This window comes from Corynebacterium sp. AOP40-9SA-29, from assembly GCF_052377405.1.
In the GTDB taxonomy this organism is placed as follows: Bacteria; Actinomycetota; Actinomycetes; order Mycobacteriales; family Mycobacteriaceae; genus Corynebacterium.
The window spans coordinates 197,455-221,256 of sequence record NZ_JBQSWR010000003.1 but is presented as its reverse complement, the minus strand read 5'-3'; the positions used below and the strand labels follow the sequence as shown (position 1 = coordinate 221,256).

Sequence of the window (23,802 nt, the reverse complement as noted above, 5' to 3'; positions counted from 1 at the left end):
GAATCAATCGCGCTCGAAACAATATAAAGGTATAGGAATAAAATGGCAACTCAAAACACCACTACATCAATCCGGTACTATAAGGCTCGGGCAAGCCACGGAAGCGCATCCAATGTCTCCATGCGTAAACAATTCTGGGATGCAATTATCCAAGGCCTTGCAGCAAATCCCATGGGAACACTTTCCATCAAGAATGAAATATACGAAGTAGGTGTCTTTACTGGCCATAATTCATTAGATCTTCTTTATTTCGGAAAACGGAGGACAGGTCCGAAAGCTCCTATGGTCTCAGACACCTCGACCCAGACACAAACCCTGGAATCTATCAAATTGTCCAAGGGCCAGGAAATTGTAGAAGCTGGGATCATACGGCCGGTCCAGAATTCCCCCAGGGGAATCGTGGGTATGTTCAGAACTGCGAACGGGCCAACCCCTAGCGCAATCGGCCAGATTCTAGATGAAATAATTAAACATGTGGGTTACAGTACAAAGGATCACAAGTTTGTACCTATCGCCGGAGACAACTTACACTCTGTCCTCAGTTCAGCAAACGAAGTGTCGAAACTTGAAATAGGGATCGAAAAAGGAGTGAAAGCTACCTCGATTAGCGGAAAGGACCCCGTTTCTCAGGCTACAGCATCTGTTATATCAAACTACGGCGCACAAATCGCGGTCGACATTTCCGTGAGTTACGGGGGCGTCGGCCAGATACCAAATCACGGTTTCCTCAACTCTCTTAGGTCACTATTCGGAGACGGCGTCGCAAAAAAGATGAAGGCCACCACGCGAACTCAGAAAGCCGATGGTAGTGGCGGCTATGAAATTGACCACGTCGACCTAATAAAGGATTACGTGGTTCTTGAAATGCCAGTGAATACTGCATCGAACAGAATATCCGTCAAGGAAATTTCTGACACCCTTGACGCCGCAGAAGTAAAACTTCACAGGAAAGCGAACGAGAATCCTCCGAGGATTACACTGTAATTTGCTCCACTAATCACGAAGAGGGCAAGTAGTATGAAACGTCAATTAAGGCACTCTGCCTATTGTATTGTACTTGGCGGGCTAGTTGGCGCTATTGGACAGTCCCAGATACGCGACGGTATCGAAGGTAGCATATTCACAACTTACCTGACGGTTTGCGGTGTCGTGGCAACAGCAGGGAGCGTTTTAGGAGCTTTCGTTGGAGTCACATTTGCCTTTGGCGTAGGGTCTTCTGGCCCCGTTTTTCGACAATTTCGCAGCAAAGCTGGTGAGGATCTCACCGACAGATGGCGTTCGTTAATTGCACAGAGCTTCGCAGTAATTCTCTTGGTGGTAATTTCCATCCTCGGGTTTCTAGTTCTCGGAAGGGAAGTCTCATCGTTTTTCTTTGGGTCTTCCGTGGGCCTACTCTTGCATGCAGCAATAGTCACCGTCAGATTGATTGGAGCCCTAAGCAAGGTTGCAACCGCCCAGGATGCGAACAATGATGAAGATTTAGCGAACAAGCAGTTCGAAAATGATGACTAACCCGCATAAGAAGCGACCTGGTATGTCACGTCGTGCCCGAGACTAACCCTCATCCGTCGACAAAGCAGCAACAAACGCCTCCTGCGGGACGGAAACGGACCCGATGGACTTCATGCGCTTCTTGCCTTCCTTCTGCTTCTCCAGCAGTTTCTTCTTGCGGGAAATATCTCCGCCGTAGCATTTTGAAAGCACGTCTTTACGCAGCGCTCTAATATTCTCGCGAGCGATCACCTTCGATCCAATCGCCGCCTGCACAGGCACCTCGAACTGCTGGCGCGGGATGAGTTCCTTCAACTTCTTCGTCATCTTATTGCCGTAGTGCAGCGAGTGGTCCCGGTGCACGATCGCACTGAACGCATCCACCGGCTCCCCCTGCAGAAGGATGTCCACCTTCACGAGGTCTGCCTCCTGCTCGCCGTTTTCCTCGTAGTTCAGCGATGCATAGCCCCTCGTCCTGGACTTCAGCATGTCGAAGAAGTCGAAGACGATCTCGCCCAGCGGCATCCGGTAGCGCAGCTCCACGCGGTCCGTTGACAGAAAGTCCATGTTCTTCATCTGTCCGCGCTTGGACTGGCACAGCTCCATCGTCGGGCCCAGGAACTCCTCCGGCACGATGACGGTGAGGTCCACCATGGGTTCCCAAATCTCCTTGAGTTTGCCCGCCGGCCAGTCGGACGGGTTCTGGACATGCATCGCCGTGCCGTCCTCCCCCACCACGCGGTAGACCACCGAAGGTGCCGTGGAGATCAGGTCAAGATCGAACTCCCGCTCCAGGCGGTCGCGCGTGATCTCCATGTGCAGCAGTCCCAGGAAGCCACAGCGGAAGCCGAAGCCCAGCGCAGTGGAGGTCTCCGGCTCGAAGGTCAGGGAGGCATCGTTCAGCTGCAGTTTCTCGATCGCCTCTCGCAGTTCCGGGTACTGGTTCGCAGAGATCGGGAACAGGCCCGAGTAGACCATCGGCGTGGGCTCGCGGTAACCCGTCAGCGGCTCCGTGGCACCGTTGATGGCCCAGGTGACCGTGTCACCCACCTTCGACTGGCGGACGTCCTTCGCGCCGGTGATGATGTAGCCGACCTCACCCACGCCGAGCCCCTTGGACTTCTCCGGCTTCGGGGAGATGATGCCGACCTCCTGGGCCTCGTGGGAGGCACCCGTGGACATCATCTGGATCTTCTGTCGCGGCTCCAGCCTCCCGTCCATCATGCGGATGTAGGTGACCACGCCGCGGAAGATGTCGTATACGGAGTCGAAAATAAGCGCGCGCGCCGGTGCGTCCTGATCACCCTGCGGAGCAGGGACTAGCTCACAGACCTTGTCGATCATGTCGGGGATGCCCTCGCCGGTCTTCGCAGAGATCCGCATGACCTCTTCCGGCTCACAGCCGATGATGTTGGCGATCTCCAGGGCGTACTTGTCCGGGTCCGCGGCCGGAAGGTCGATCTTGTTCAGGACCGGGATGATCTCCAGGTCCTTCTCCATCGCCAGGTACAGGTTCGCCAGCGTCTGCGCCTCGATGCCCTGGGCGGCGTCCACCAGCAGGATCGCGCCCTCACACGCCTCCAGCGCGCGGGAGACCTCGTAGGTGAAGTCCACGTGACCGGGAGTGTCGATGAGGTGGAGCACCAGCTCCTCGTCCTTGTGCGCACAGGACTTCGGCACCCACGGAAGACGCACGTTCTGCGCCTTGATGGTGATGCCTCGCTCGCGCTCGATGTCCATGTTGTCCAGGTACTGGTCGCGCATGTCGCGGTCCTCGATGACACCGGACATCTGCAGGATGCGGTCGGCCAGCGTGGACTTGCCGTGGTCGATGTGCGCGATGATGCAGAAGTTCCGGATCCGCGCGGGGTCAGTGAACGTCTCGCGGGCGTAGTTCTTCTGCTTGGGGGCCATGGGTGTCGTCCTCCTGGTGGTGCATGGTCCTGCGACGGATCGCTGCCGCAGGAAGATATCAGGCCGAGTCTACCGTGCCACGGTTCGAGCATTGGACTCATGCGTGCGTCTGGGCGAAGCACGGACGTAAACACAGAGGACACCGAGCTGACCTTCGAGGTAAGCAAGTCTGTCCAGACGGTGTGAACTCTTCTCGTTACCCGCCCGCCTTAGGATCCGGGGCCGACACCATCGACCAGCCAGCCCACCCCGCATGGCATTCCTGCTCCTCGACTGTGGATCTTCGATCTACTAGTGCGGGCCCCCCTAGGGGTTCGGCTGATGAATTACCGAGGAGATCCGGCCACGGCACAGTCGCCGACTCTCCAGGGTGGCTGAAGCACCCTTCGGGGCCTCCCAGGCCGGGGGCCGTGCACTGACCGCCCTCGGCAGACTCGCCAGGTGTCGTGTCGACACTCTGTCAAGTCTCGTCTTGCGCGATGGGGGTGGGCCACGACCACACAATGTTTGGGCGGTTGCGCCGACACCCCAAACCACCGCGTTAACCCAAGGGGACAAGTCGACCTCAAATTCACCGAGCAACTTGAGCGGAATCCCGCTGCGCAGAAGCGAAACCGCTAGAGATGTACTGGTAGGAAAGACGAATACCGACAGCATTGGTTAACCCAATGCTCCGCACCAGTTAACCCAAGGTTGCCCTGTGCCTTGAGGTGCCACTAGGCTCAAACGCACATCCTCCGGGCCGCATGCTTCGGCGGTAATTAACTCACCTTCCACCAGATTGGATCACCAATGCGTTTCTCCCCGCAGGCATTGAAGACTTACACCGGGACCTACAAGTTCCTGAAGGAGCCGAGCCAGACCCCTGCCGCCCAGTATGATCCCCAGGTCGCCGAGACCGTCAGCACCATGTTGAGGGATATCGAAGACCGCGGCGTCGAGGCAGTCAAGGAATACGCCCAGAAACTGGACAACTACTCCGGCGACTTCATCGTCAGCAAAGAAGATCTCGAATCAAGCGGCGATCGCCTTCCCGAGGATTTGCGCAAGGCAATCGAACTCGGTTCCGCACGAACCAAGGCCTTCGCTGCGGAGTCACGCAAGCACCTTCAGGGTTTTGAGTGCGAAACCGCGCCCGGTGTTGTCTGCGGTGTGCGCTACGTTCCAATCCGCCAGGTCGGTGCGTACCTTCCTGCTGGCCGATTCCCGCTGACGGCGAGTGCATTCATGTCTATCGGTGTTGCCAAAGAGGCCGGTGTTCCTTTGGTGACCGCCGCAACCCCGCCCGGTCCGGACGGTAAGGCCAACGACGCTGTGCTCTACGCTGCATACCTCTCCGGCGTCGACCGCGTCTATGTGCTGGGTGGAGTACAGGCCCTGGCCACCCTGTCGATGGGGCTTCTTGACGAGTTCCCAGCCGACATGATCGTTGGTGCCGGCAACGCATTTGTCGCGGAGGCGAAGCGTCAGCTGTTCGGACGAGTCGCTATCGACCTGCCGGCTGGCCCCTCCGAGGTCGCAGTCATTGCCGACGAGACCGCCGAGCCCGCGATCGTGGCCGCTGACCTTCTCGGACAGGCCGAGCATGGTCCGCAGTCTCCAGCGGCATTGATCACTACTTCCGAGGAATTGGCCAAGGCTGTCACTGCAGCCATCGATGATCAGCTTTCTACGCTGTCCACTAAGGATATTGCCGGTCCCGCATGGCGAGACTTCGGGTCGATCACTGTGGTTGATTCCCCCGAAGTCGCCGTCGCGCTCATGGACGATCTGGCGCCAGAGCACCTGGAAATCATCACCTCCGATGATGCGTGGTACCACGACAACCTGACCAACTACGGTTCGATCTTCCTCGGTCCGTGGAGCACGGTTGCCTACTCAGACAAGGGAATGGCCGGGACCAATCACACCCTCCCCACTGCAGGCGGTGCGAAGCACAGCGCGGGGCTCTCCGTCTCTCGCTTCCTCAAACCGCTTACCTACCAGCGCGTAGCTCGGGAGGCCACGCCGTCAACCGCTGAGGCTGTACAAGTGATCTCAGACGCGGAGGGTATGGAGGCTCATAGCCGGACCGCCACATACCGCCTGGACCGTTACAAGCAGTAGCACCCTCCACGCCGGCGAGCAGACACCACCGCCCACCGAAAGACGGCGGGCTGTGTCCGCAGCTCCACTCAGGTATGCAACGAGCCGCAACGCACCGCCGCTGCGGCTCATCGCATATCCAGATAGCCAACTGAGCATCCTTTCCTCCTGCTAGATGACTTCAGCCGGCGGACTCGCAATAGTTGAGCGCACGAGACTAATAATCTCCTGCGTGGCCCGTGATACCACCCCGTCGGTCCTCGTGATTAGCGCGGTGGTCTCGGTGAACCTGGGTTCGAAACGGTACAGGTTCACCCCCCGCGGGATCTTTCCCATACGGCGAATAGAGTCACTGACAATCGTCGCGCCGGTACCGCCAGCGATCAGACTGAGTGCAGATTCCACCTGCTCGACCTCGATCAGCGGTTCAAGTTGGACACCTATTGTTTGCGCACGATCAAGCAATTGCCGACGGGTCGGATCAACCCACGAACTGTGCGCATCGTAGAGCACAAGTCCCGCGTCCATCAGGTCGACAACATCGGCCACACCGGAACTCGGCGCGTCCCCGGCTGTCGCGAAGAGCACTTCGTCCTGAAACAAAGGCTCGTACTGCAGCCCTTCCCCTACTACTGGTAGCACTACCAAGCCAGCTTCCAAATGTCCGGAACTCACTGACTCAGCAACATCGTGGGAGTTTAGCCCGACCATGCGCACGCGGACATTGGGGTGACTCGCGTGGAAGGTAGAGACGAGTTCAGATAGACCGTAATAGTTGGCATTTCGCGGAACACCGAAAGTGGCCACCCCGGAGTCTAGCGACCGCAACGCGTCAATTGCATGACGAGCGTCATCCGTGGCCTGAAGAGCACGCCAAGCGTACTTCTGCAGTTCTACGGCAGCCGCCGTCGGCACCAGCTGCCTGCCGCCTCTCACAAACAGTCGCGCCCCAAGATGTTCCTCCAGCCGAAGGATTAGCTCCGAGATCGAAGCCTGCGTTACGTCAAGGTCCGACGCGGCACCGGTGAATGTACCCCTCTCCAGCGTCTGAGTGAACGCGCGAAGCTGAGCCAGTGTAATCGCCATCGGATAACCCTATCATAACCCCCGGATTATACAGGCTTGTCCCGTTTTAATTTGTTCAGTAAAGTGACTCCCACCACATCACAGCACGTCAAGACGAGAGGAGCTGCCGTGGCCGCAGAAGCCGTGTCGGCGCACAAAGAGCCCGAGCTACGCCGAACGCTCAGTACCCTAGATTCCTATGCCCTAGGGTTCGGAGCGATGATCGGATTCGGCTGGGTCGTCCTCACTGGGGGATGGCTTGAGTCCGCAGGCACAATGGGATCCGTCATTGCATTAGCTACGGGCGGCCTGATCATGATCGTTGTCGCCTTCATCTACGCGGAACTAACGTCAGCGATGCCTAAGGCCGGCGGAGAGCACCATTACATCATGCGTGGAATGGGCGCCCGGTGGGCTTTTATCGGATCTTGGGGGATTACCGGCGGATACATCACCATTGTCGCATTCGAAGCCGTTGCCCTACCCAGAACCATCGGGTATATTTTCCCCGACATCAATACTGGATACTTGTATTCGGTGTTTGGCTCCGATGTCTATCTCGCTTGGGCGCTCGTAGGCTCATTATCGGCAGTGATTGTCACGATCATTAATTACGTAGGAATTAAGACTGCGGGCATCATCCAGACGTTCGTCGTGCTTTTCCTCGTTATTGTCGGACTCCTTCTGGTGATCGGGTCGGGGGCATCGGGATCAGTCCGAAATATGGAACCCTTCTTCACCAACGCATCTGGACTCTTCACGGTACTTATTGTCGTGCCATTTCTTTTCGTCGGATTCGACGTAATTCCCCAGACAGCAGAAGAGCTGAAGATGAGCCCCCGGAAAGTTGGAAAGCTCATCGTCATATCGGTGGTCATCGCCACCGTGTGGTACATCATTACTGCGCTAACGACGGCATCGTCCATGCCGCTCGATGACCTTGTCAACTCTGACTTAGCGACTGCGGATGCGATGGGAGCTCTCTTCAATAGTCAGTTCATGGCCAACGTCCTCATCGCAGGCGGCATTGCGGGGATCCTCACATCGTGGATTGCCATGTTGATTGGTTCATCGCGATTGATGTATGCGATGGGAAAGTCGGGAATGCTTCCGCGGTGGTTCGGCCACGTTCACCCGAAGTTCCAGACACCTTCGAATGCCATTGCGTTCATCGGGGTTCTCTCGATTCTCGCACCGTTCCTTGGCGAAGGCGCGCTCGAATGGCTCGTCGACTCAGGGTCCCCCAGTATCGTCCTCACCTACTTCATGGTGTGTGTCGTCTTCTTGTTCCTCCGGCGTCGTGAGCCCAATATGGAGCGCCCCTTCACCACCGGAGGCAAAGGAAAGGTCGGCATTGCCGTAGGAATCCTGGGCGTGATCCTCACTCTCGGACTCTTGTCTCTCTACATTCCTGGTATGCCTGCTTCGATTCACCCGATCTCGTACGCGCTACTAGGCGCTTGGTGGTTGCTCGGCATGGTCTTCTTGCTCAGGATCCCCCGAGGAGTCCATGCTGGAATCGACTCAGAAGAGCGTCTCTTTGAGAAACTTGAGCGACGGAAACGGCGGGGCGAACACCCCTCACGTCCTGATCGATAAGCCGGCCCAGTTGAGTAAGTCTAACCCGCATACCTGCGGGTTATCGCGCTCAGACCACCTGCCCGGCTCGACGCACGCGGACCTTCCCGCATACGCGGGGCCTACTTCAACCAACCGTCACCTCAACCGACAACCCCTCCCACCTGCCTGTTCGACTGCGCTGCTTCCACGTCCGTCCCCCACGCTAGAGTGGTGCCCATGAGTTCCGTCCGGAATCCCCTGCGCCGCATCATCGAGCGCTACTTCCACCACAGCGGCCACCTGGACGCGGGCCTGGCCGAGCTGCACGCCAACCTGGGCCTCGACCAGTCGTCCCACACCGAGACCGCGGTGCGCGCCGTCACGGTCACCACGCCCACCCAGGACCACGCCCGCCCCGTGATCTACGCTCCTGACATGGACGGACAGGCCGACCCCGGCGAGGTCGTCTGGTACCACGTGCTGCCCAACCGGGAGTCCACCCCGGAGCTGCGCGCCTGCGTGGTCGTGGGCCGCAACCGTCACACCCTGCTCGGCATGCTTATCAGCTCCAACCCCGAGCACGCAGAGGACGACAACTGGGTGTCCATCGGCGCCGGCTTGTGGGACCCGCGCGGCAATGAGTGCTGGGCGCGGGCCGACCGCACCATCGAGATCCCCGAGGCGTCCATCCAGCGCCGCGGCGTCTCCATGCCCGAACGCCGCTACGACCGCCTGGCCACCGCCCTGCGTCGCAGCTACGGATGGTCGTGATGACTGACCAACCCACCCTGTTCGACCTGCACGCCCCCGCCTCCGACCTGCCGGACGGCGCCCACCACCGCTCCGCGTGGCTGGACATCGCCCAGCAGCGCTGGATCGTCGCCCAGTACGCCGCGTGGGCCAAGGGCCCCGTCCCGCCGCACTCCCCGCGCATCCACGGCAATCCGATGAGCGTGTCCATGCTCTGCCTCGGCTGGCATTGGACGCCGGGGCGCTATACGCGCCGCGCCACCGACGTAAACAACGCCCTCGTCCTGCCAGTGCCGGACTGGCTGGTGGAACTGGGACGCCGCGCCGTCGTGGAAACGACGGGGGACGCCGCGCTCGCGGCGTCCTACACTCCGGACGTTGCCCTGGTGAACCACTATCACGACGCGGCGAAGATGGGCATGCACCGCGATGCCGACGAACGCTCCGACGGGCCGGTGGTGTCGCTGTCCATCGGCGACACCTGCCGCTTCCGCTTCGGCAATGCCGAGACCCGCAATCGTCCCTACACGGACCTGTGGCTGGCGTCCGGCGATCTGTTCGTTTTCGGCGGTCCCGCGCGGCAGAACTATCACGGCGTGACCAAGGTGTACCCCAACACCGGGCCCTATGACCTGGAACTTCACGGCCGGCTGAACATCACGCTGCGTCAGACCGGGCTGAAGGGCTAGCGGGATGGAAGTGGTGCGTCCGGCGTGGGCTGAGGCGTCTGACCTGCTGCGCGACTACTACGACACCGAGTGGGGCGTGCCCGTCACCGACGAACGCGGCCTGTTCGAACGCATCAGCCTGGAGGCCTTCCAGGCCGGGCTGAGCTGGGCGACGATCCTGGCCAAACGCCCCGCCTTCCGCGCCGCCTTCGCCGACTTCGACCCGGACGCCGTCGCCGCCTTCGGCGACGCACAGATCGAAGAACTACTGCAGGACGCAGCGATCGTGCGCAACGCCCGCAAGATCCGCGCCACGGTCACCAATGCGCGCGCCACCGTCGCCCTGCGCGGACGCCACGGGCCAGGCACCGGCCTGGCGGAGTTCGTCTGGTCCTTCCGTCCTGCGCGCACGCCTCTGCCGCAGCACGCCGAGGACGTGCCGACGACCTCGCCGGAGTCCGTCGCCCTGTCGAAGGCGTTGAAGAAGGAAGGCTTCGTGTTCGTGGGCCCTACCACCATGTTCGCGCTGATGGAGGCCATTGGCATCGTGGACACCCACCTGGTGGGCACGCACCGCCGCGGCTGTTCGGGACTGTGGGACGAGCATGGCGAAAAGGCCGGAGATCCCTGGTAGTCACGTGTACTATCGTCTGCAAAACAGGAAGGCAGGCGAACACACGATGACCACCAGCATGACACCCTTCGAGGCCCTCGAGATCGAACTGTGGAGCCTGCGCAATGCGCGTGAACGCCACGCTACCGTGCCCGTGCTGCTGGACTTCGCCGTGCGCCAACGCGACCTGCCCCTGGCCGACGCCGTCGAGGCGACGATGCAGATCTTCCGCCGCTACCGCTCGCGCTACCGGCACAATGCCACCGACACCGCCCGCACCGCCCGCCTCGTCCCGGAGATCGAGGCCTATTCCAACGGCTACCGCGCCGCCGACGGTGCCGCGCGAGTCTCCCTGTCGGAGACCTACGTACTGGATATCGACCTCATCGCCGACATCGAGGACTCCGGCTACCGGCAGGACGAGACGACCACGCTGGACGCCGCGGACGTGTGGCCCACGCTGCTGGAGAGACTGCGTGGCATCGGCATGGTCGTGGAAATGCAGGACGACCCCGCGCAGGTCGAACGCACCGGCCCCTTCACCCTCAACGTGCACACCGCTCTTCCGGGCTCCGTCCCGCCGGTGGAGCTGGACACTGCCTCAGCCTGGTACGTGCTGCGCTTGGCACAGGAACTGGGCGGCCCGGGCGCGCCGGAGTCCCTGGCGGTCGTCGCCGAGGTGCTGGGCCATATCTTCCTGGCCCACGCCCCGCAGGTGTGGTCGGATCCGCGGACCTGGTCGGACAGTGCGATGCCCTGGCCGCCGGACATGCCGACCACGAGCCACTGGTGGCTGCCGTCGCGTCTGGTGGATCCGGACCTGATGACCAGCCGTCACTTCACCGAGGTGCAGGCGCAGGAGGCGATGACTGCCGGCATCGTGGCCATCGCCCGGGCCGGACTGATCCCCTTCCTGCCGGACTCCGGACTGTTGGGCTCGGTAGACCGGCTGCCGAAGGAGTTCCGGTGGCGCGCGGTCATGGACGCCGCTGCAGAGATCGAGGCGTTGCTGACCGGGGCGATGCCGCAGCGCATGGTCTACCCGCCGGCGGACGATCGGCGCACCCGTGACTTGAATGAGCCGTGAGGTGATCGGACTGGAGTGATGGTTGCCGTTGATTTCGGTGGTCCGCGGTGAACTGGTAGAGTTCGTCAGGTTGACCCGCGACCACTCGCGGCGTGTGCACCGCAACCGGCAGGACCTTGGGCCGATTGTTAGAGACCGTGTGCACGGCTCACCCGGGTGGAAGTGGCGAACGATCACCGATTCACCGTTCAGAAAGAGGTAGCCCCATGGCTAACATCAAGCAGCAGAAGAAGCGCGTCCTCACCAACGAGGCCGCCCGCCAGCGCAACCAGGCCGTCCGCTCCCGCCTGCGCACCGAGACCCGCAAGTTCGAGGCCGCTGTCGCCTCCGGCAACAAGGAAGCTGCCACCGCACAGCTGCGCATCACCAACCGCCTGTACGACAAGGCTGCCACCAAGGGTGTCATCCACAAGAACAACGCCGCGAACAAGAAGTCCGGCCTGGCTGCCCAGCTGAACAAGCTCGAGGCATAGGTCAGCGCTCTTCGCGCACGCCGTTAACCCCGCTCCCGGTGCATACCGGGGGCGGGGTTTTCTGCTGTTCGAACACTTAAGAATTCCATGTCCGGACCGACCGCTACCCTGTAGGGCATGCACATCACCTTCGGCTGGGGCTTCGACGGCGCCCGCTGGGTCGACGCCGCCGCCACCACCGGCGGCCTCGGCTCCGTGACAACCGGCCCCGCACAGCTCACCGACATCCTCGCTACCCGCCTAGCGCTCTCCGCCCCGGAGAGCGACCAACCAACACGCATCGCCGCCTATCGGGCAGTGCTCACCCGCGTGCTCGCTTCGGCGGACCCGCAGAGCTGGCCGGTCGCGAGTTTCCAGGCCGACCACTGGACGGTCGCCCGCGAACTGTTGGCCTGGCGCGATGAGTTGGTGCGTTCAGGGTGGGATGGCGCGACGGACCCCACGGCACCCCGGCGCCTGCAGGTACTCGCCGCCGTGGAGGCGAGCCTCGCCGAGGAACCGGGCTGGGCCCCGGGGACGGCGGACCTGCTCCGCGACGTCGACCGGGCGCTACGCGACCTGGCGGCGTCCAACAGCGCCTGGCCGTTAGGAATCGAGCAAGTCGACGTCGATGGAGAACTCGCCGACCTGCCGCCGGTGTGGCGTCGCATCCTGGGCAGCCTCTCCGCCCTCGGCATTACCGTCACCGAGCTGCCCGCACCCGCGCCCCTGGAGGAGCTGACCGTGGTCACCGCGGACACTGTGTGGGATGCCGCCCCCGTCGCAGCCCGTCTGCTCAAGGACCTCTCCGACGCGCCCACCCGCCACACCATCGTCGCCGGGAGTTCCACCGACCTCCTCGACCGCGAGCGCGTACGCACTGGTCAGAGTCCGCTGGGAGTCGCTGCGCGGGAGGCATCGTCCTACGCTCAGGTCATCCCGCTGTTCCTGCGGGCGATGACCACTCCGCACGATATCCCCGCCCTGGTCGGCCTGCTGAACACCAGCATCACCGTGGACGGCTTCACCTCGTCCCTCCTGCCCGGCGCGCTGCGCTCGCGGCTCGTTGGTGCGCTTAACCAGCAGCCTGGTGTCGGCGGGCCGGCCTGGGAAGCAGCAGTCGCCGAGGCCCTAGAAAAGGTGAAGGACAAGCCCACCTCGGTGGATAAGATCACCGAGTTCGACAAGCTGATCCGCGAGAATCCGCTCGTAGTCGGCGGCGACGGCGAGGCCGGGTACGTCACAGCCCAGGTCTCCACCCACCTGGGGTGGCTGCAGCGTCAGTTCACCGACCAGGGACGTGGCCAGTCGGTCTCTTCCAATGTCGGCAGTCGCATTGCCCCCTTGCGCGAACTGCTTGAGCAGCTCGGCGAGCGGGTTTCCTCCCGCGAACTCGACCAGGTCATCGCGGAGTTCACCGCCACCGGTGGGCTGAGCATGAACGCCCGCGCCGACGAGGTCGCCGATGTCGTCACCGACCCCGCACACCTGGGTACCGGCAGTTCCCCGGTGGTGTGGTGGCTGCCGGTGGACACCTCCGCCACACCCCGGGCGCGTCTGCGCCCTGCAGAGGTCGAATGGCTGACCAACGCAGGGGTCGTCCTGTCTGACCCGGAGGCGGACGCCCGCCTGGCCCTGGACTCCCAGTTGCGCGCCCTGCGCCGACGTCGCTCAGTCACCGCGCTGACCGTGGCATCGATCAACGGAGAGGCCGCCTCGCAGCACCCGGCGCTGACCTTCCTTATCGACGACCTGCACCGTCAGGGTCGCGAGCCCGCCACGGAGCTCGCCGAGCTCCCGGCCGCACATCGCACGGTGCCGGAGCCGGTCACTATCGACGTACCCGACCCGATCTCGCGAACCTTCGCCGCCGGCGAGCACCTGCTGCCCACCCGCATCAGCTTCTCCCAGTGGGAGAAATTGCTGGTCCACCCGTTGGAGTGGTTGCTGGATAGGCGCTTGGGAATCCGCGCCGGTGGGCTGGCCACGATCCCCAGCGGCAACCAGATGGTCGGCACGTGGCTGCACACCGTGGTGGAGAACATCGTGAACCGCCACCTCACCAACAACGCCGGTGAACCGGTCACGATCCTCGCCGACCGCACGGAAATCGGCGACGAACTACGCCTCCTGCTGCCCTGGTACGCCGCCGAACTGCAAATGCCCGGACGCAGCCGGGAACTCGGCACCACCCTCGCCCTGGCCGAAGAGTCCATCGCCGGGCTGTTCACCACACTCGCCGAGGCAGGCGTGGCCATCCGAGCGGTCGAGGCATCGTTCACCATGCCGCTGGAAGGTAGCCACGGCCCGGATGGTACCGAGCTCGAACTCGGCGGTCTGCGCGACATGGATGTCGTCATGGCAGACGGGACGCCTGGGGTCATCGACCTGAAGTACACCTTCGCGCGTAAGAAGTACCGCGACGCCGTGCAGGACGGTACCGCCCTGCAGCTCGCCGTCTACGCCGCCTCGGTGGCATCCGGCAACGCCGATTCATCAACGCAAACCTCGCAGCCACTCGCCGAGATCCCCGTCGCCTACTTCAACCTGCGCGACAACCGCCTCGACACCACCGACGAGCGTTTCGGTGCTGCCGAGACACTCACCGTCGAACCGTCCGACATCGGCGCGGCCGATACCGACGAGCTCTGGGACCGTGCGGTCAGCGGGCTCAACCGCATTCTCGACGACCTCTCCGCCGGACGCGTCACCGACCTCGGCAACCTCGTGAACGTCGAGGACTGGCAGGCCTACGAGAAGCCGAAGAAGAACACCACCCCGGTCTCCCCCTTCGACGAGGACACCACCGAGGCCTACGAGCGCGAACTCGCCGCGGCCCGCACCACCGGCTTCTTCCCCGAGAAGAACGCCAAGTACACCGACTACCCGCTGATCACCGGCGCCACGGGGGACTTCTCATGACAACCTGGACCATCATCAAGGCATCCGCCGGCTCCGGCAAGACCTACCGGCTGACCGAACTGCTCACCGAACGGCTGCGCCGCGTCGACGCCGACGGCACCCACCCCTACCGTCCCTCGCAGATCATCGCCACGACCTTCACCCGTGCCGCGGCGGCAGAACTCAAGGAACGCATCCGCAGCACCCTCGTCAACGACGGGCTGCTGGAGCAGGCTGCGGCCCTGCCGACGTCCTTGATCGGCACGGTGAACTCCGTGACCGGTCGGGTGCTCACCGACTTCGCCATGGACGCCGGACGCTCCCCCGAACTCTCCGTGCTCACTGAGCAGTCACAGCGCGACGCCTTCCGCCTGGCCACCGACCGCATCATCGCCGACGCGGAGACCGACCACCGCGACCTGCTGGCCCGTACCGGCTACGACGATGACTCCGACGGCAGCTACTTCAGCTCCGGGGTGAACTGGGCGAAGACGGTGCACACCGTCACCGAGCAGGCCCGCGCCAACGATATCCCCGCCGATCAACTGGCCGGTTTCGCCGAGTCCAGCATCGCCGAACTGCACGCCGCGCTCGACGGTGCCGGCGCACAGGACGGCGACACCGCAGCCACACCGGTCGACACCCGCGCCCTGCTCGCCGGTGCCGCCGAGCGCATCCCTGACCAGCTGCGCGCCGACATCGAGTCCGGGCTGATCGCCAAACGCTCCGCCACCAGCCTGCAGTCGCGCTTCGCCGGCCTGGACCGTTTCGCCCGGCGCGTGCGCCGTGAGCGCGCCAGCATCCCGTGGAAGGACTGGCTGCGCACCGCCGAGGGCAAGGTCCCCGGCGTCGACTCGCCCACCAAGCCGATCAAGGAGGCCTACGGCGAGGTGGTCTCCGCCGAGGACATCGCCGCCGATCCGGCGTTGCGCGCCGACCTGGACGCGCTGATCCGGCTGGTCTTCGGCACCGCGGCGTCCTGCCTGGACGCCTACGCCGAGTACAAGAACGCCCTCGGTCTCATCGACTTCACCGACCAGGAGCAGCTCACCCTGCGGCTACTGCGCGGCGAGGGAGTCCCGCAGGCGACCACCACCGCGGTGCGTGAGACCCTGGCGGCGCGCTACCGCATCCTCGTCGTCGACGAGTTCCAGGACACCAGTCCCCTGCAGCTCGCCCTGTTCACCGAACTCGCCGCACTGGTCGAAGAGGTCATCTGGGTCGGTGACCCGAAGCAGTCCATCTATGGTTTCCGTGGCTCCGACCCCGCGCTGATGGACGCGGCGGTGGGCACCATCACCGACCCCACCGGTCTGGCCGGCACCTCGGAGACCCTGTCGCACTCCTGGCGTACCCATGCCGCACCCCTCGGCCTGTCCAACCGTTTGTTCAGCCACCTCTTCCCCGAGCAGAACGTGACGCTCACCGTCCCCGACCACCTGGCGGAGGATCGCTCCGGCGGGGCGGCCGTGCTGTGGGCACCAGCGGAGAAGGCCCGCAAGAATAAGGACACCTGGTTCGCCCGCATCGCCACTGGCCTGGCCGCCCTGGAACGTTCCGAGGGTGTGCCGGCCAGGGGACGGGCTGTACTGGTGCGCAACAACACTCACGCCGCGGAACTGCGCGCCGAACTGCGCCGACGCGGAATCCCCTGCACCGGCGGCGGCACCCCGCTGTCGCAGACCCGCGAGGGCCAGCTCGTCGGCGCCGCCCTGGCCTGGCTGCTGGACGAAAACGACTCCCAGGCGCTCATCGAGTTGGTCACCTTCCTCGATGAGCACCCCGCCCACCAGGACTGGTTCGCCACGCTGACCTCCTTGCCCACCCGCGAGGAGCGCAAGGAGAAGCTTTCCCACTGGTCGCAGGACGCGGCCCTGGATCCGCTGCGCCACCTGCGTGCCACCCTGTCGGAGGTGCCCGTCGCCGACACCGTCAGTGCGGTGATCGACGCGCTCAACCTGCGTCGGCGCATCGCCACCTGGTCGGAGCCGACGGAGCGCACCGGCGCGGTGCTCGGGGTGCTGCGCGCGGTGGAGGACTACACCGGCGAGGCGGAGTCCGCCGGCCAGCCGTCCACCCCCGCCGGATTCCTCGAGCACCTGCTCTCCGAGGACGCGGTCTCCACCCCCACCGCCGATCCCGGCGCGGTGTTCGTGGACACGATCCACCAGTCCAAGGGGCTGGAGTGGGACACCGTGGTCGTGGCGCTGCCGGATATGCGCGACCGCTTCACTCCCTCTGGAGTGTGGGTGCAGCCGACCTCGTCGCTGACGATGGAATCACCCTTGGCCGGACGCGAACTGCGGTTCTGGCCGGCGACCATCACCGCCGTCAGCACCGTCAAGGAGATGCTCACCGAGGCGGACTCCCAGGCCGTCCGTCGACGCTCCGACATGATCGAGGAGCAGCGCGTGCTCTACGTCGCGATGACCCGCTCGCGCACGCGCACGGTACTGGCCCCCTACTCCGCCGTGGGCAAGTGGAAGGCCTTGGCCGAGGCGGACCTGCAGGAGGAGCAGCTCGCCGAGCTGCTGGACTGTCCCGTCCGAGAGATCGAGGCATCGGCTGCCGATACCGGCGGTGATGCCGCCGACGCAACCCCAGTCCCGACGCCGCACGCGGCGGTGCTGGACGCCCACAGGCAGGACGCCCCGACGCCGCTCGACCTGCTGCCAGCGACCTTCGCCCCCAGCGGCGTGGAGGCCACCGACGCCGTGGCGTCCGGCGCCACCGTCACCGAGGTCGCCGACCTCGGCCCCGCGCTGGTCACCGGCGGAGGCAAGGACTGGAATAAGGTCGGCGACTGCATCCACGCTTACCTCGCCGCCCCGCTGACGCATCTCAGCGAGGACCAGAAACTCTCCACCGCCACGCGATTAGTGGAGACCTGGAGAGTCGGTGACCGGGTGGACGCCGAGCGGGTCGTCGAGGCCGGCGAGCGGTGGACCCGGTGGCTGGCATCGACCTACCCGGGTTCGTCCAGCGCCACCGAGGTTCCTTTCGCCTGGTCGAACCCGCAGCACCAGCGCGCCCAGGGCTGGCTGGATGAACTCCTCACCCTGGAAGGCGGGCGTCGGGTAATCGTCGACCACAAGACCTATCCTGGTGAAGATCCGGTCGGGCACGTGGTTTCCACCTACCTCGGCCAGATGCACACCTACCACCACGCGCTCACCGACATCGACGGCCAGCCCCCGGCCGCGATCCTCATCCACCTGCCGCTGCTCGGCACGGTGCTGGATGTGTCCTTAACGTGAGCCAGCCATAAAACACCTGAACGGGAAAGAACACCACCAATGACCACTGGACCCACCTCACCACTCGACCTCATCACCGCCGACACCCTGCTCAGCGACGACGAACGGCTCCTGCGCGACACCGTCGCAGAGTTCGCCGGGCGTGAACTTGCCCCGCAGCTGAACACCTGGTTCGAAGACGGCACCCTGCCCGTCGGCGAACTCGCACCCAAACTCGGCGAGCTCGGCGTGCTGGGCATGCATCTGGACGGCTACGGCTGCGCCGGGGCCAGCGCCACCGAATACGGCCTGGCCTGCATGGAGATCGAGGCGGTGGACTCCGGGCTGCGCTCGCTGGTCTCCGTGCAGGGCTCGTTGGCGATGTTCGCCATCCACCACTGGGGTTCCGAGAAGCAGAAGGAGCACTACCTGCCCGGCATGGCCGCCGGGACCACTGTCGGTTGCTTCGGGCTGACCGAACCGGATGCGGGTTCCGACCCCGCCAATATGCGCACCCGCGCCACCCGCGACGCCGCCACCGGCGACTGGCTCCTCAACGGCACGAAGATGTGGATCACCAACGCCCCGGTCGCTGATGTGGCCGTCGTCTGGGCGCGTACCGAGGGCGACGGCGAGAGCGGCAAAGACGGCTACTCCGGGTTCATCATCGACACCAACACCGAAGGGTTCAGTGCCCCGGAGATCCCCCGCAAACTCTCCCTGCGCGCCTCGGTCACCGGGGAGATCGTGCTGGACAACTGCCGGGTGCCCGAGGAACGCCGCTTGCCCGGCACCACCACGCTGCGCGGGCCCCTGACCTGCCTGAACGAGGCACGTTTCGGCATCATCTTCGGTGCGCTCGGTGCCGCGCGCGATGCCCTGGCCACCACCCTGGATTATGTGTCCACCCGGCAGGTGTTCGACAGTCCGCTCAGTTCCTTCCAGATCACCCAGGCGAAACTGGCGGACATGGCCGTGGAACTCGACAAGTCCTTCCTGCTGGCCCTGCACTTGGGCCGACTCAAGGACGCCGGGGAGTTGAAACCCCACCAGGTCAGCGTGGGGAAACTGAACTCCACCCGCGTCGCCCTGGAGATCACCCGGCAGTGCCGCACCCTGCTCGGTGCGTCCGGCGTGACGCTGGAGTACTCCCCCATGCGCCACGCCAATAACCTGGAATCGGTCCTGACCTACGAGGGCACCGCCGAGATGCACCAGCTCAGCATCGGTCAGGCACTCACTGGTCAGCAGGCGTTCCGGAACCGCGGGTAGTGCGAGTCGGGTCCCCGAGCATCACCAGGTAGTACAGCAGTCCGCCGAGGGCGGCACCGATCAGCCAGGCGAAACCGGACAAGTCCTCCAGCGCCGACCACCAGACCGTGGCCACCGCGAACACCGCGGCCAGGGCGACGGCCACCAACCCCTTGATGTTCCACCCCTTGCGATAGAAGTACGGGCCGTTCGGGTCCAGGCTGAAGGTGTCGGTGAGATCGACCTGCTTGCGCCGGATCACGTAGTAGTCCACGACGAGCACCCCGTACAGCGGTGCGAGGATCGCGCCCAGGGTGTCCACGAAGGTGGGCAGTCCGATGTCCTCGATCACCGCGACCCACAGGCCGCCGATGATGAAGCCGAGGATGGCGGTGATGATCCCGCCCGTCCGGAAGCTGATCTTCGACGGGGCCAGGTTGGCCATGTCGTAGGCTGGCGGGATGAAGTTCGCCACCAGGTTCACACCTACCGTGGCCACCAGGAACGTCGCCGCGGCGATGATCGACAGGATCACCGAGTCCGCCTGGCCGATGATGTCGGATGGGTTGTCCATCGGGGTGCCCTGACCGTCCTGGAAGACCACGTAGGCTCCGGCGGTGATGAACAAGGCGAGGAAGGTGAAGAAGGCCAGCGACAACGGCAGGCCGGTAAAGTTGCCCAGCCGCATGGACTTCTCCGACTTCGAGAACCGGGAGAAGTCACCGAAGTTGATGATCACCGCGGAGAAGTAGGCCACCATCGTGCCCACCACGCCGGCGAACGCCGAGACGGTCCCCCACCCGGTGACCCCGTCACTGTTGAAGATCGAGCCCACGGCCGGCAGCATCTCGGATCCGGCGCGCACCCAGATCACGATCAGCAGCACCACCATCACCGCGTACACCGCGGGTCCGGCGAAGTTGAGGAACTTGGTGATCGCGTCGATGCCCCGACTGAACAGGGCGACCTGCAGGATCGCGACGATCACATAGGAGATCCACGACACCACGTTCATCCCCAGGAACTCCCCGGACTGCGGCGAGTCGAATATGGCGTTGATCGCCAGCGCCACCGCAGTGGAAGCGAAGTAGGTCTGCGCGCCGTACCAGAAGATCGCCACGACGCCGCGGACCAGCGCGGGGAACCGCGCTCCCAGCACACCCATCGACATGCGGGCCATCACCGCATAGGGCACGCCGAGTTTCACACTGGGCGCACCGGAGAGGTTGACCAGCCAGTTGACGATCACACCAGCCAGCACAATCGCGGCGAAGACGTACCAGCCGCTGATACCGGCACCGATGAACAGGGAAGCAGCCAGGGTGTAGCCGGCGAGGGACTGGACGTCGTTGGTCCAGACGTTGAAGATCTCGAAGGCACCCCACTTGCGGTACTTGCGCGGGATGGGCGCGAGGTCGGCGTTGAACAGCGCCGGATCCGCGTTCGCGACGGTGATGTCCACCGTGTCACTGGTCACCGGGCTGGCGCCGGCAGCACCAGCACCATCGTGGTTGTCTGTCATGGGTGGGTCACCGAATCTGTCTCATGGAATCGTCTGCATCGTTACAGTCGAAGAGTAGTTGTTATAGGTCTCCGACGGGACCGATAAAACGAATCGGGAGTAAGAAATTGGATATCGGGAAAGTTATCCCCGCCCCCGGTGCCGCCCGGGACGCCGCCTCATTCATCGTCGACACCTTCGCCGATGTCAGCGCCGTCGACTACTTCTGCGAACCGCGGTTCGCGCAGCTCAGGACGCTCGCCGCGCAGCACTCATGGACGGAGCTCGCCGCTGAGTACCGCGAGGTCACCGGCGTGGACGTGAAGACCAGTGTCTTCGCCGCGGAGATCGTCAAACGACTCCACGACGCCGGGAAACTCCGGTAGACATCGCCGGTTCGACAACGGTTCAGCGTCCGCCGTCCGCCTGGACCACGACGTCGTCGGTCACGCGCCACCGCTCCCCCACAATTCCACCGAACGCGGTGATCAGTGAGATCACGGCGAGGATCACGATGGCCGGCGTTGCGGACGGTTCATCCTGCAGCCCCATCAGGGCCGTGGCGATGAAGGGCAGGAACCCGGTGATCGCCCCGGCGAGGTTGTAGCCCAGGGAAACGCCGGTGTACCGCAGATGCGCGGGGAAGAGCTCGCTGAGCAATGCACCGGTCACCGAGTAGGAGATCGTGAGAACACCGATGCCAATCGAGATCGCCACGGTGATGGCCACGATGCTTCCGGTGTCGATCAGCATGAACAGCGGCCAGGAGGCCAACGCGGTGACCACGCCTCCGAAGGCGACGACCTTGCCCGGGCCGAAGCGTTCGGCGACACGGCCGAAGACCAGGACAACCCCGATCTGCACGACCGCGGCAATCAAGGTTGCGTTGACGACCGGTTGGCGCTCAACGCCCAGGGTGCCGGTGGCGTAGCTGACCACGAAGGTGTTCATCACGTAGAACCCGCCGACACCGAGAAGTGCGACGCAGATGGCCACGCACAGTTGGCGCCAGCCGGAGCGGAATACCTCGAAGGCGGACGTCTTCGGCGCGTCCTCGTCCTCCATGAGCTGAGCGAACACCGGCGACTCCTCGACCTGAAGCCGGATGAACAGCGCGATCCCGAGCAGCGGGAAGGCGGCCAGGAACGGCAGGCGCCAGCCCCACGCGTCGACGGTCTCGGACGGCATCATGAGCACCAACGTGAACGCCGCCGAGGACAGCAGTGTGCCCACGGGGGATCCCAGCTGCACAATCGCAGCGTAACGGCCGCGCTTCTCCGGCGGCGCATGCTCGATGGCGATCGTCGTCGCGCCACCCCACTCACCGCCGACCGCGATTCCCTGCAACAGCCGCAGTAGCGCGAGCAGGATCGGGGCCGCGATGCCGATGTTGGCGAAGGTCGGCAGGAGACCGATTACGCCGGTCGCGGTACCGATGGCGACGATACTGATGATGAGGGTCGGACGTCGCCCGACTCGGTCGCCGAGCAGGCCGAACAGGAAGGCGCCGACCGGTCGGGCGACGAAGCCTACGCCGAAGGTGGCGAAAGAGGCCATGGTGGCGGCGAGCGCGTTGAGGTCGGTGAAGAACAGGTGGTTGAACACCAGTGCCGCTGCCGTGCCGAAAAGGAAGTAGTCGTACCATTCCAGCGCTGTGCCGACGAAGGCCGCGCGGGCGATGCGGGCCACGTCCTTGTCGCTGACCGCCACGGTCGCGGATTCAGCGGACGTGCTCGCCGACGGGGTTGAGCTTGTGCTCGTGGTCATGGTCGCGGACCCGGTCGGGTCGGGACTGTCGTCTTGGGCCACAGGTCTTCTCCTCTTCTCGATGGACGTGTGTGAGCGTAAGCAGCAGACCTCCAAACGTGCGAGGCAGGTCACACAACGTTGTCAAAGCGGTGGACACCAGACCCGAACCATTGTGCAGATGCCTAAACTGCGCGGGCGGTGTGCGGTCACTCGGCGACGGGCAGGAGCAGCAGCGCGATCGCGGCGTGCTCGGGCCGGGTGACATCCAGGCCGGTGATCCGGGCGAAGTTTCCCAATCGGTTCACCACGGTGTTGCGGTGGCAGAAGTGGGCGGACGCCGTTGCCTTCACCGTCCCGGTCGACAGGAAGGTCCGGACCGTGGGCACCAGCGGATCGGTGCTGTCACGTGCGAGCCTGGCGATCGCGTCGCTCTCGTGCTGCAGGTAGCCCGGCACAAGTCGACCGCGGATGTGACGCAGGACGGCGGCGGGGAGCAGTTCGGGGTAGGTATGCAATCTGGTGAGCGTCGGGTGGGCGCGCAACATCTCCACCGCGCCACGGGCGGCCACCCGCACCGCTGCCAGACCGCGGACCTCCTCATACAGGACCCCGGCGCATTCCCCCAGAAGCGTCCCGAGGGATCCCGCCCGGTCCGCGGGGCGCAGGACGACGAGCGTCGGGCCGATCTCGTGGCCGAACAGTGTGCCGTCGGCGAGTTCGTCCCCGATGGTGCGTCGTGCGTTCCCGACATCTTCCGGGGCGATCACCGCGAGTTCACACGGCGCGTCGACCGACACCCCCAGCCCGGTGGCCACGTCGCCGAGCACGTCGAAGCTCACGGAGCCCTCGGCGAAAAGCCTGGCCAGGTGCCGCTGGTTGGCGATACTCACGTTCTGCGCGATCCTCGCCGACTCGCGGATGAACTCCTCACGCACCGAGAACGAGTACCGGTCGACCACCAGGTGAACGTGCTCGACATGGTCGATGAGCACGCCCATGAACTCCTCGCCGGCGTGGTGGCGCAGCCGTCGCCAGATCACCGGAAAGTCCAGTTGCACCGCGTCGACCAGATCCTGCATCGCCACTCCCTGGCGTGCGCGCAGTCGTCCGAGCCGGCGGGCGATCTGGTGACGGTCCGGGGCGTCCGAGGGTGCCCGGAGCCGTTCGATGAGGTACACGAAGGTCTCCGCCGCGGAGTCCGCGAGGTCCTGCCTGGTCACCAGGTCACCGGAGTAGAGCTGGGAGCTCAGCAGTTCCGAGAGGAACTCATCGACGAGCAGCGGCACCTCGTCTGTGAGTCGGCCGACCAGCCGGAGCCAGTCGCGCCCCTCCACCTCGTCCCGCTCGTCCCCGTCATGGCTGGCCGCTCGGGGCCCTGTGGAGTGCATGTGCACAACCCTACGCCGTGAGTCGGCGGCAGAATCACAGTAGCGGCCCGGATCGTGACCGCCGGGCATGTGCGGCGGCCTACGGTGCGGA

The 23,802-nt window shown here is 64.1% G+C and carries 17 protein-coding genes; 12 read left to right on the top strand and 5 right to left on the bottom strand.

Features of this window, described 5'->3' with window-relative positions; translation table 11 throughout:
- Positions 1 to 42: 42 nt before the first annotated feature.
- On the top strand, positions 43 to 984 hold the full coding sequence (locus ACT3SZ_RS07630) for a hypothetical protein (RefSeq protein WP_444617942.1): 942 nt from the start codon (positions 43 to 45) through the stop codon (positions 982 to 984).
- A 570-nt stretch (positions 985 to 1,554) separates the two neighbouring features.
- Here ACT3SZ_RS07630 and lepA read toward each other — a convergent pair.
- A complete protein-coding gene (lepA, locus tag ACT3SZ_RS07625) occupies positions 1,555 to 3,405 on the bottom strand; it encodes a translation elongation factor 4 (RefSeq protein ID WP_444617941.1) in 1,851 nt (616 codons plus the stop codon).
- 792 nt (positions 3,406 to 4,197) lie between these two features.
- On the opposite strand from lepA, the gene hisD reads away from it, so the two are divergent.
- A complete protein-coding gene (gene hisD, locus ACT3SZ_RS07620; protein ID WP_444617940.1) occupies positions 4,198 to 5,511 on the top strand; it encodes a histidinol dehydrogenase in 1,314 nt (437 codons plus the stop codon).
- 150 nt (positions 5,512 to 5,661) lie between these two features.
- Here the strand turns inward: hisD and ACT3SZ_RS07615 are convergent, their stop codons facing one another.
- Positions 5,662 to 6,576, bottom strand: a complete 915-nt coding sequence (locus ACT3SZ_RS07615) for a LysR family transcriptional regulator (RefSeq protein WP_444617939.1) — start codon at positions 6,574 to 6,576, stop codon at positions 5,662 to 5,664.
- Between the two features lie 108 nt (positions 6,577 to 6,684).
- Between ACT3SZ_RS07615 and ACT3SZ_RS07610 the strand changes: the two genes are divergently transcribed.
- From ACT3SZ_RS07610 to ACT3SZ_RS07570, 9 genes are all read left to right on the top strand, one after another.
- Entirely contained in the window at positions 6,685 to 8,154 is a 1,470-nt protein-coding gene (locus ACT3SZ_RS07610; protein WP_444617938.1) for an APC family permease, read from the top strand.
- A gap of 198 nt (positions 8,155 to 8,352) precedes the next feature.
- On the top strand, positions 8,353 to 8,886 hold the full coding sequence (locus ACT3SZ_RS07605; protein ID WP_444617937.1) for a type II toxin-antitoxin system PemK/MazF family toxin: 534 nt from the start codon (positions 8,353 to 8,355) through the stop codon (positions 8,884 to 8,886).
- The gene (locus ACT3SZ_RS07600) at positions 8,886 to 9,554 is read left to right on the top strand and encodes an alpha-ketoglutarate-dependent dioxygenase AlkB family protein (protein WP_444617936.1); all 669 of its coding nucleotides are present in this window, start codon (positions 8,886 to 8,888) and stop codon (positions 9,552 to 9,554) included. The genes ACT3SZ_RS07605 and ACT3SZ_RS07600 overlap by 1 nt, the downstream gene beginning before the upstream one ends.
- A 4-nt stretch (positions 9,555 to 9,558) precedes the next feature.
- A complete protein-coding gene (locus ACT3SZ_RS07595) occupies positions 9,559 to 10,167 on the top strand; it encodes a DNA-3-methyladenine glycosylase I (RefSeq protein WP_444617935.1) in 609 nt (202 codons plus the stop codon).
- Positions 10,168 to 10,213: 46 nt separating this feature from the next.
- On the top strand, positions 10,214 to 11,233 hold the full coding sequence (locus ACT3SZ_RS07590) for a hypothetical protein (RefSeq protein ID WP_444617934.1): 1,020 nt from the start codon (positions 10,214 to 10,216) through the stop codon (positions 11,231 to 11,233).
- A gap of 206 nt (positions 11,234 to 11,439) precedes the next feature.
- Positions 11,440 to 11,706 (top strand): 30S ribosomal protein S20, encoded by a 267-nt coding sequence (rpsT, locus tag ACT3SZ_RS07585; protein ID WP_444617933.1) that lies wholly within the window; start codon positions 11,440 to 11,442, stop codon positions 11,704 to 11,706.
- Between the two features lie 117 nt (positions 11,707 to 11,823).
- Positions 11,824 to 14,607 carry a PD-(D/E)XK nuclease family protein gene (locus tag ACT3SZ_RS07580; RefSeq protein ID WP_444617932.1) on the top strand — a complete coding sequence of 928 codons (2,784 nt, stop codon included), beginning with the start codon at positions 11,824 to 11,826 and terminating at the stop codon, positions 14,605 to 14,607.
- Positions 14,604 to 17,843: a UvrD-helicase domain-containing protein gene (locus tag ACT3SZ_RS07575; protein WP_444617931.1), complete on the top strand. Its 3,240-nt coding sequence runs from the start codon at positions 14,604 to 14,606 to the stop codon at positions 17,841 to 17,843. The genes ACT3SZ_RS07580 and ACT3SZ_RS07575 overlap by 4 nt, the downstream gene beginning before the upstream one ends.
- Before the next feature lie 39 nt (positions 17,844 to 17,882).
- A complete protein-coding gene (locus tag ACT3SZ_RS07570) occupies positions 17,883 to 19,094 on the top strand; it encodes an acyl-CoA dehydrogenase family protein (RefSeq protein WP_444617930.1) in 1,212 nt (403 codons plus the stop codon).
- Here ACT3SZ_RS07570 and ACT3SZ_RS07565 read toward each other — a convergent pair.
- Entirely contained in the window at positions 19,060 to 20,595 is a 1,536-nt protein-coding gene (locus ACT3SZ_RS07565) for an NCS1 family nucleobase:cation symporter-1 (RefSeq protein WP_444617929.1), read from the bottom strand. The genes ACT3SZ_RS07570 and ACT3SZ_RS07565 overlap by 35 nt on opposite strands.
- 107 nt (positions 20,596 to 20,702) lie before the next feature.
- Here ACT3SZ_RS07565 and ACT3SZ_RS07560 point away from each other — a divergent pair, with 107 nt between their 5' ends.
- Positions 20,703 to 20,960: a hypothetical protein gene (locus tag ACT3SZ_RS07560; RefSeq protein WP_444617928.1), complete on the top strand. Its 258-nt coding sequence runs from the start codon at positions 20,703 to 20,705 to the stop codon at positions 20,958 to 20,960.
- Between the two features lie 22 nt (positions 20,961 to 20,982).
- Here the strand turns inward: ACT3SZ_RS07560 and ACT3SZ_RS07555 are convergent, their stop codons facing one another.
- Positions 20,983 to 22,341, bottom strand: coding sequence for an MFS transporter (locus ACT3SZ_RS07555; RefSeq protein WP_444617927.1), 1,359 nt, complete (start codon positions 22,339 to 22,341; stop codon positions 20,983 to 20,985).
- A 188-nt stretch (positions 22,342 to 22,529) separates the two neighbouring features.
- A complete protein-coding gene (locus tag ACT3SZ_RS07550) occupies positions 22,530 to 23,711 on the bottom strand; it encodes a helix-turn-helix domain-containing protein (protein ID WP_444617926.1) in 1,182 nt (393 codons plus the stop codon).
- Positions 23,712 to 23,802: the final 91 nt, after the last annotated feature.

Coding starts and splice junctions, on each gene's coding strand:
- ACT3SZ_RS07630 (WP_444617942.1), top strand. CDS start 43: ATGGCAACTCAAAACACCACTACATCAATCCGGTACTATAAGGCTCGG.
- lepA (WP_444617941.1), bottom strand. CDS start 3,405: ATGGCCCCCAAGCAGAAGAACTACGCCCGCGAGACGTTCACTGACCCC.
- hisD (WP_444617940.1), top strand. CDS start 4,198: ATGCGTTTCTCCCCGCAGGCATTGAAGACTTACACCGGGACCTACAAG.
- ACT3SZ_RS07615 (WP_444617939.1), bottom strand. CDS start 6,576: ATGGCGATTACACTGGCTCAGCTTCGCGCGTTCACTCAGACGCTGGAG.
- ACT3SZ_RS07605 (WP_444617937.1), top strand. CDS start 8,353: ATGAGTTCCGTCCGGAATCCCCTGCGCCGCATCATCGAGCGCTACTTC.
- ACT3SZ_RS07600 (WP_444617936.1), top strand. CDS start 8,886: ATGACTGACCAACCCACCCTGTTCGACCTGCACGCCCCCGCCTCCGAC.
- ACT3SZ_RS07595 (WP_444617935.1), top strand. CDS start 9,559: ATGGAAGTGGTGCGTCCGGCGTGGGCTGAGGCGTCTGACCTGCTGCGC.
- ACT3SZ_RS07590 (WP_444617934.1), top strand. CDS start 10,214: ATGACCACCAGCATGACACCCTTCGAGGCCCTCGAGATCGAACTGTGG.
- rpsT (WP_444617933.1), top strand. CDS start 11,440: ATGGCTAACATCAAGCAGCAGAAGAAGCGCGTCCTCACCAACGAGGCC.
- ACT3SZ_RS07580 (WP_444617932.1), top strand. CDS start 11,824: ATGCACATCACCTTCGGCTGGGGCTTCGACGGCGCCCGCTGGGTCGAC.
- ACT3SZ_RS07575 (WP_444617931.1), top strand. CDS start 14,604: ATGACAACCTGGACCATCATCAAGGCATCCGCCGGCTCCGGCAAGACC.
- ACT3SZ_RS07570 (WP_444617930.1), top strand. CDS start 17,883: ATGACCACTGGACCCACCTCACCACTCGACCTCATCACCGCCGACACC.
- ACT3SZ_RS07565 (WP_444617929.1), bottom strand. CDS start 20,595: ATGACAGACAACCACGATGGTGCTGGTGCTGCCGGCGCCAGCCCGGTG.
- ACT3SZ_RS07555 (WP_444617927.1), bottom strand. CDS start 22,341: ATGACCACGAGCACAAGCTCAACCCCGTCGGCGAGCACGTCCGCTGAA.
- ACT3SZ_RS07550 (WP_444617926.1), bottom strand. CDS start 23,711: ATGCACTCCACAGGGCCCCGAGCGGCCAGCCATGACGGGGACGAGCGG.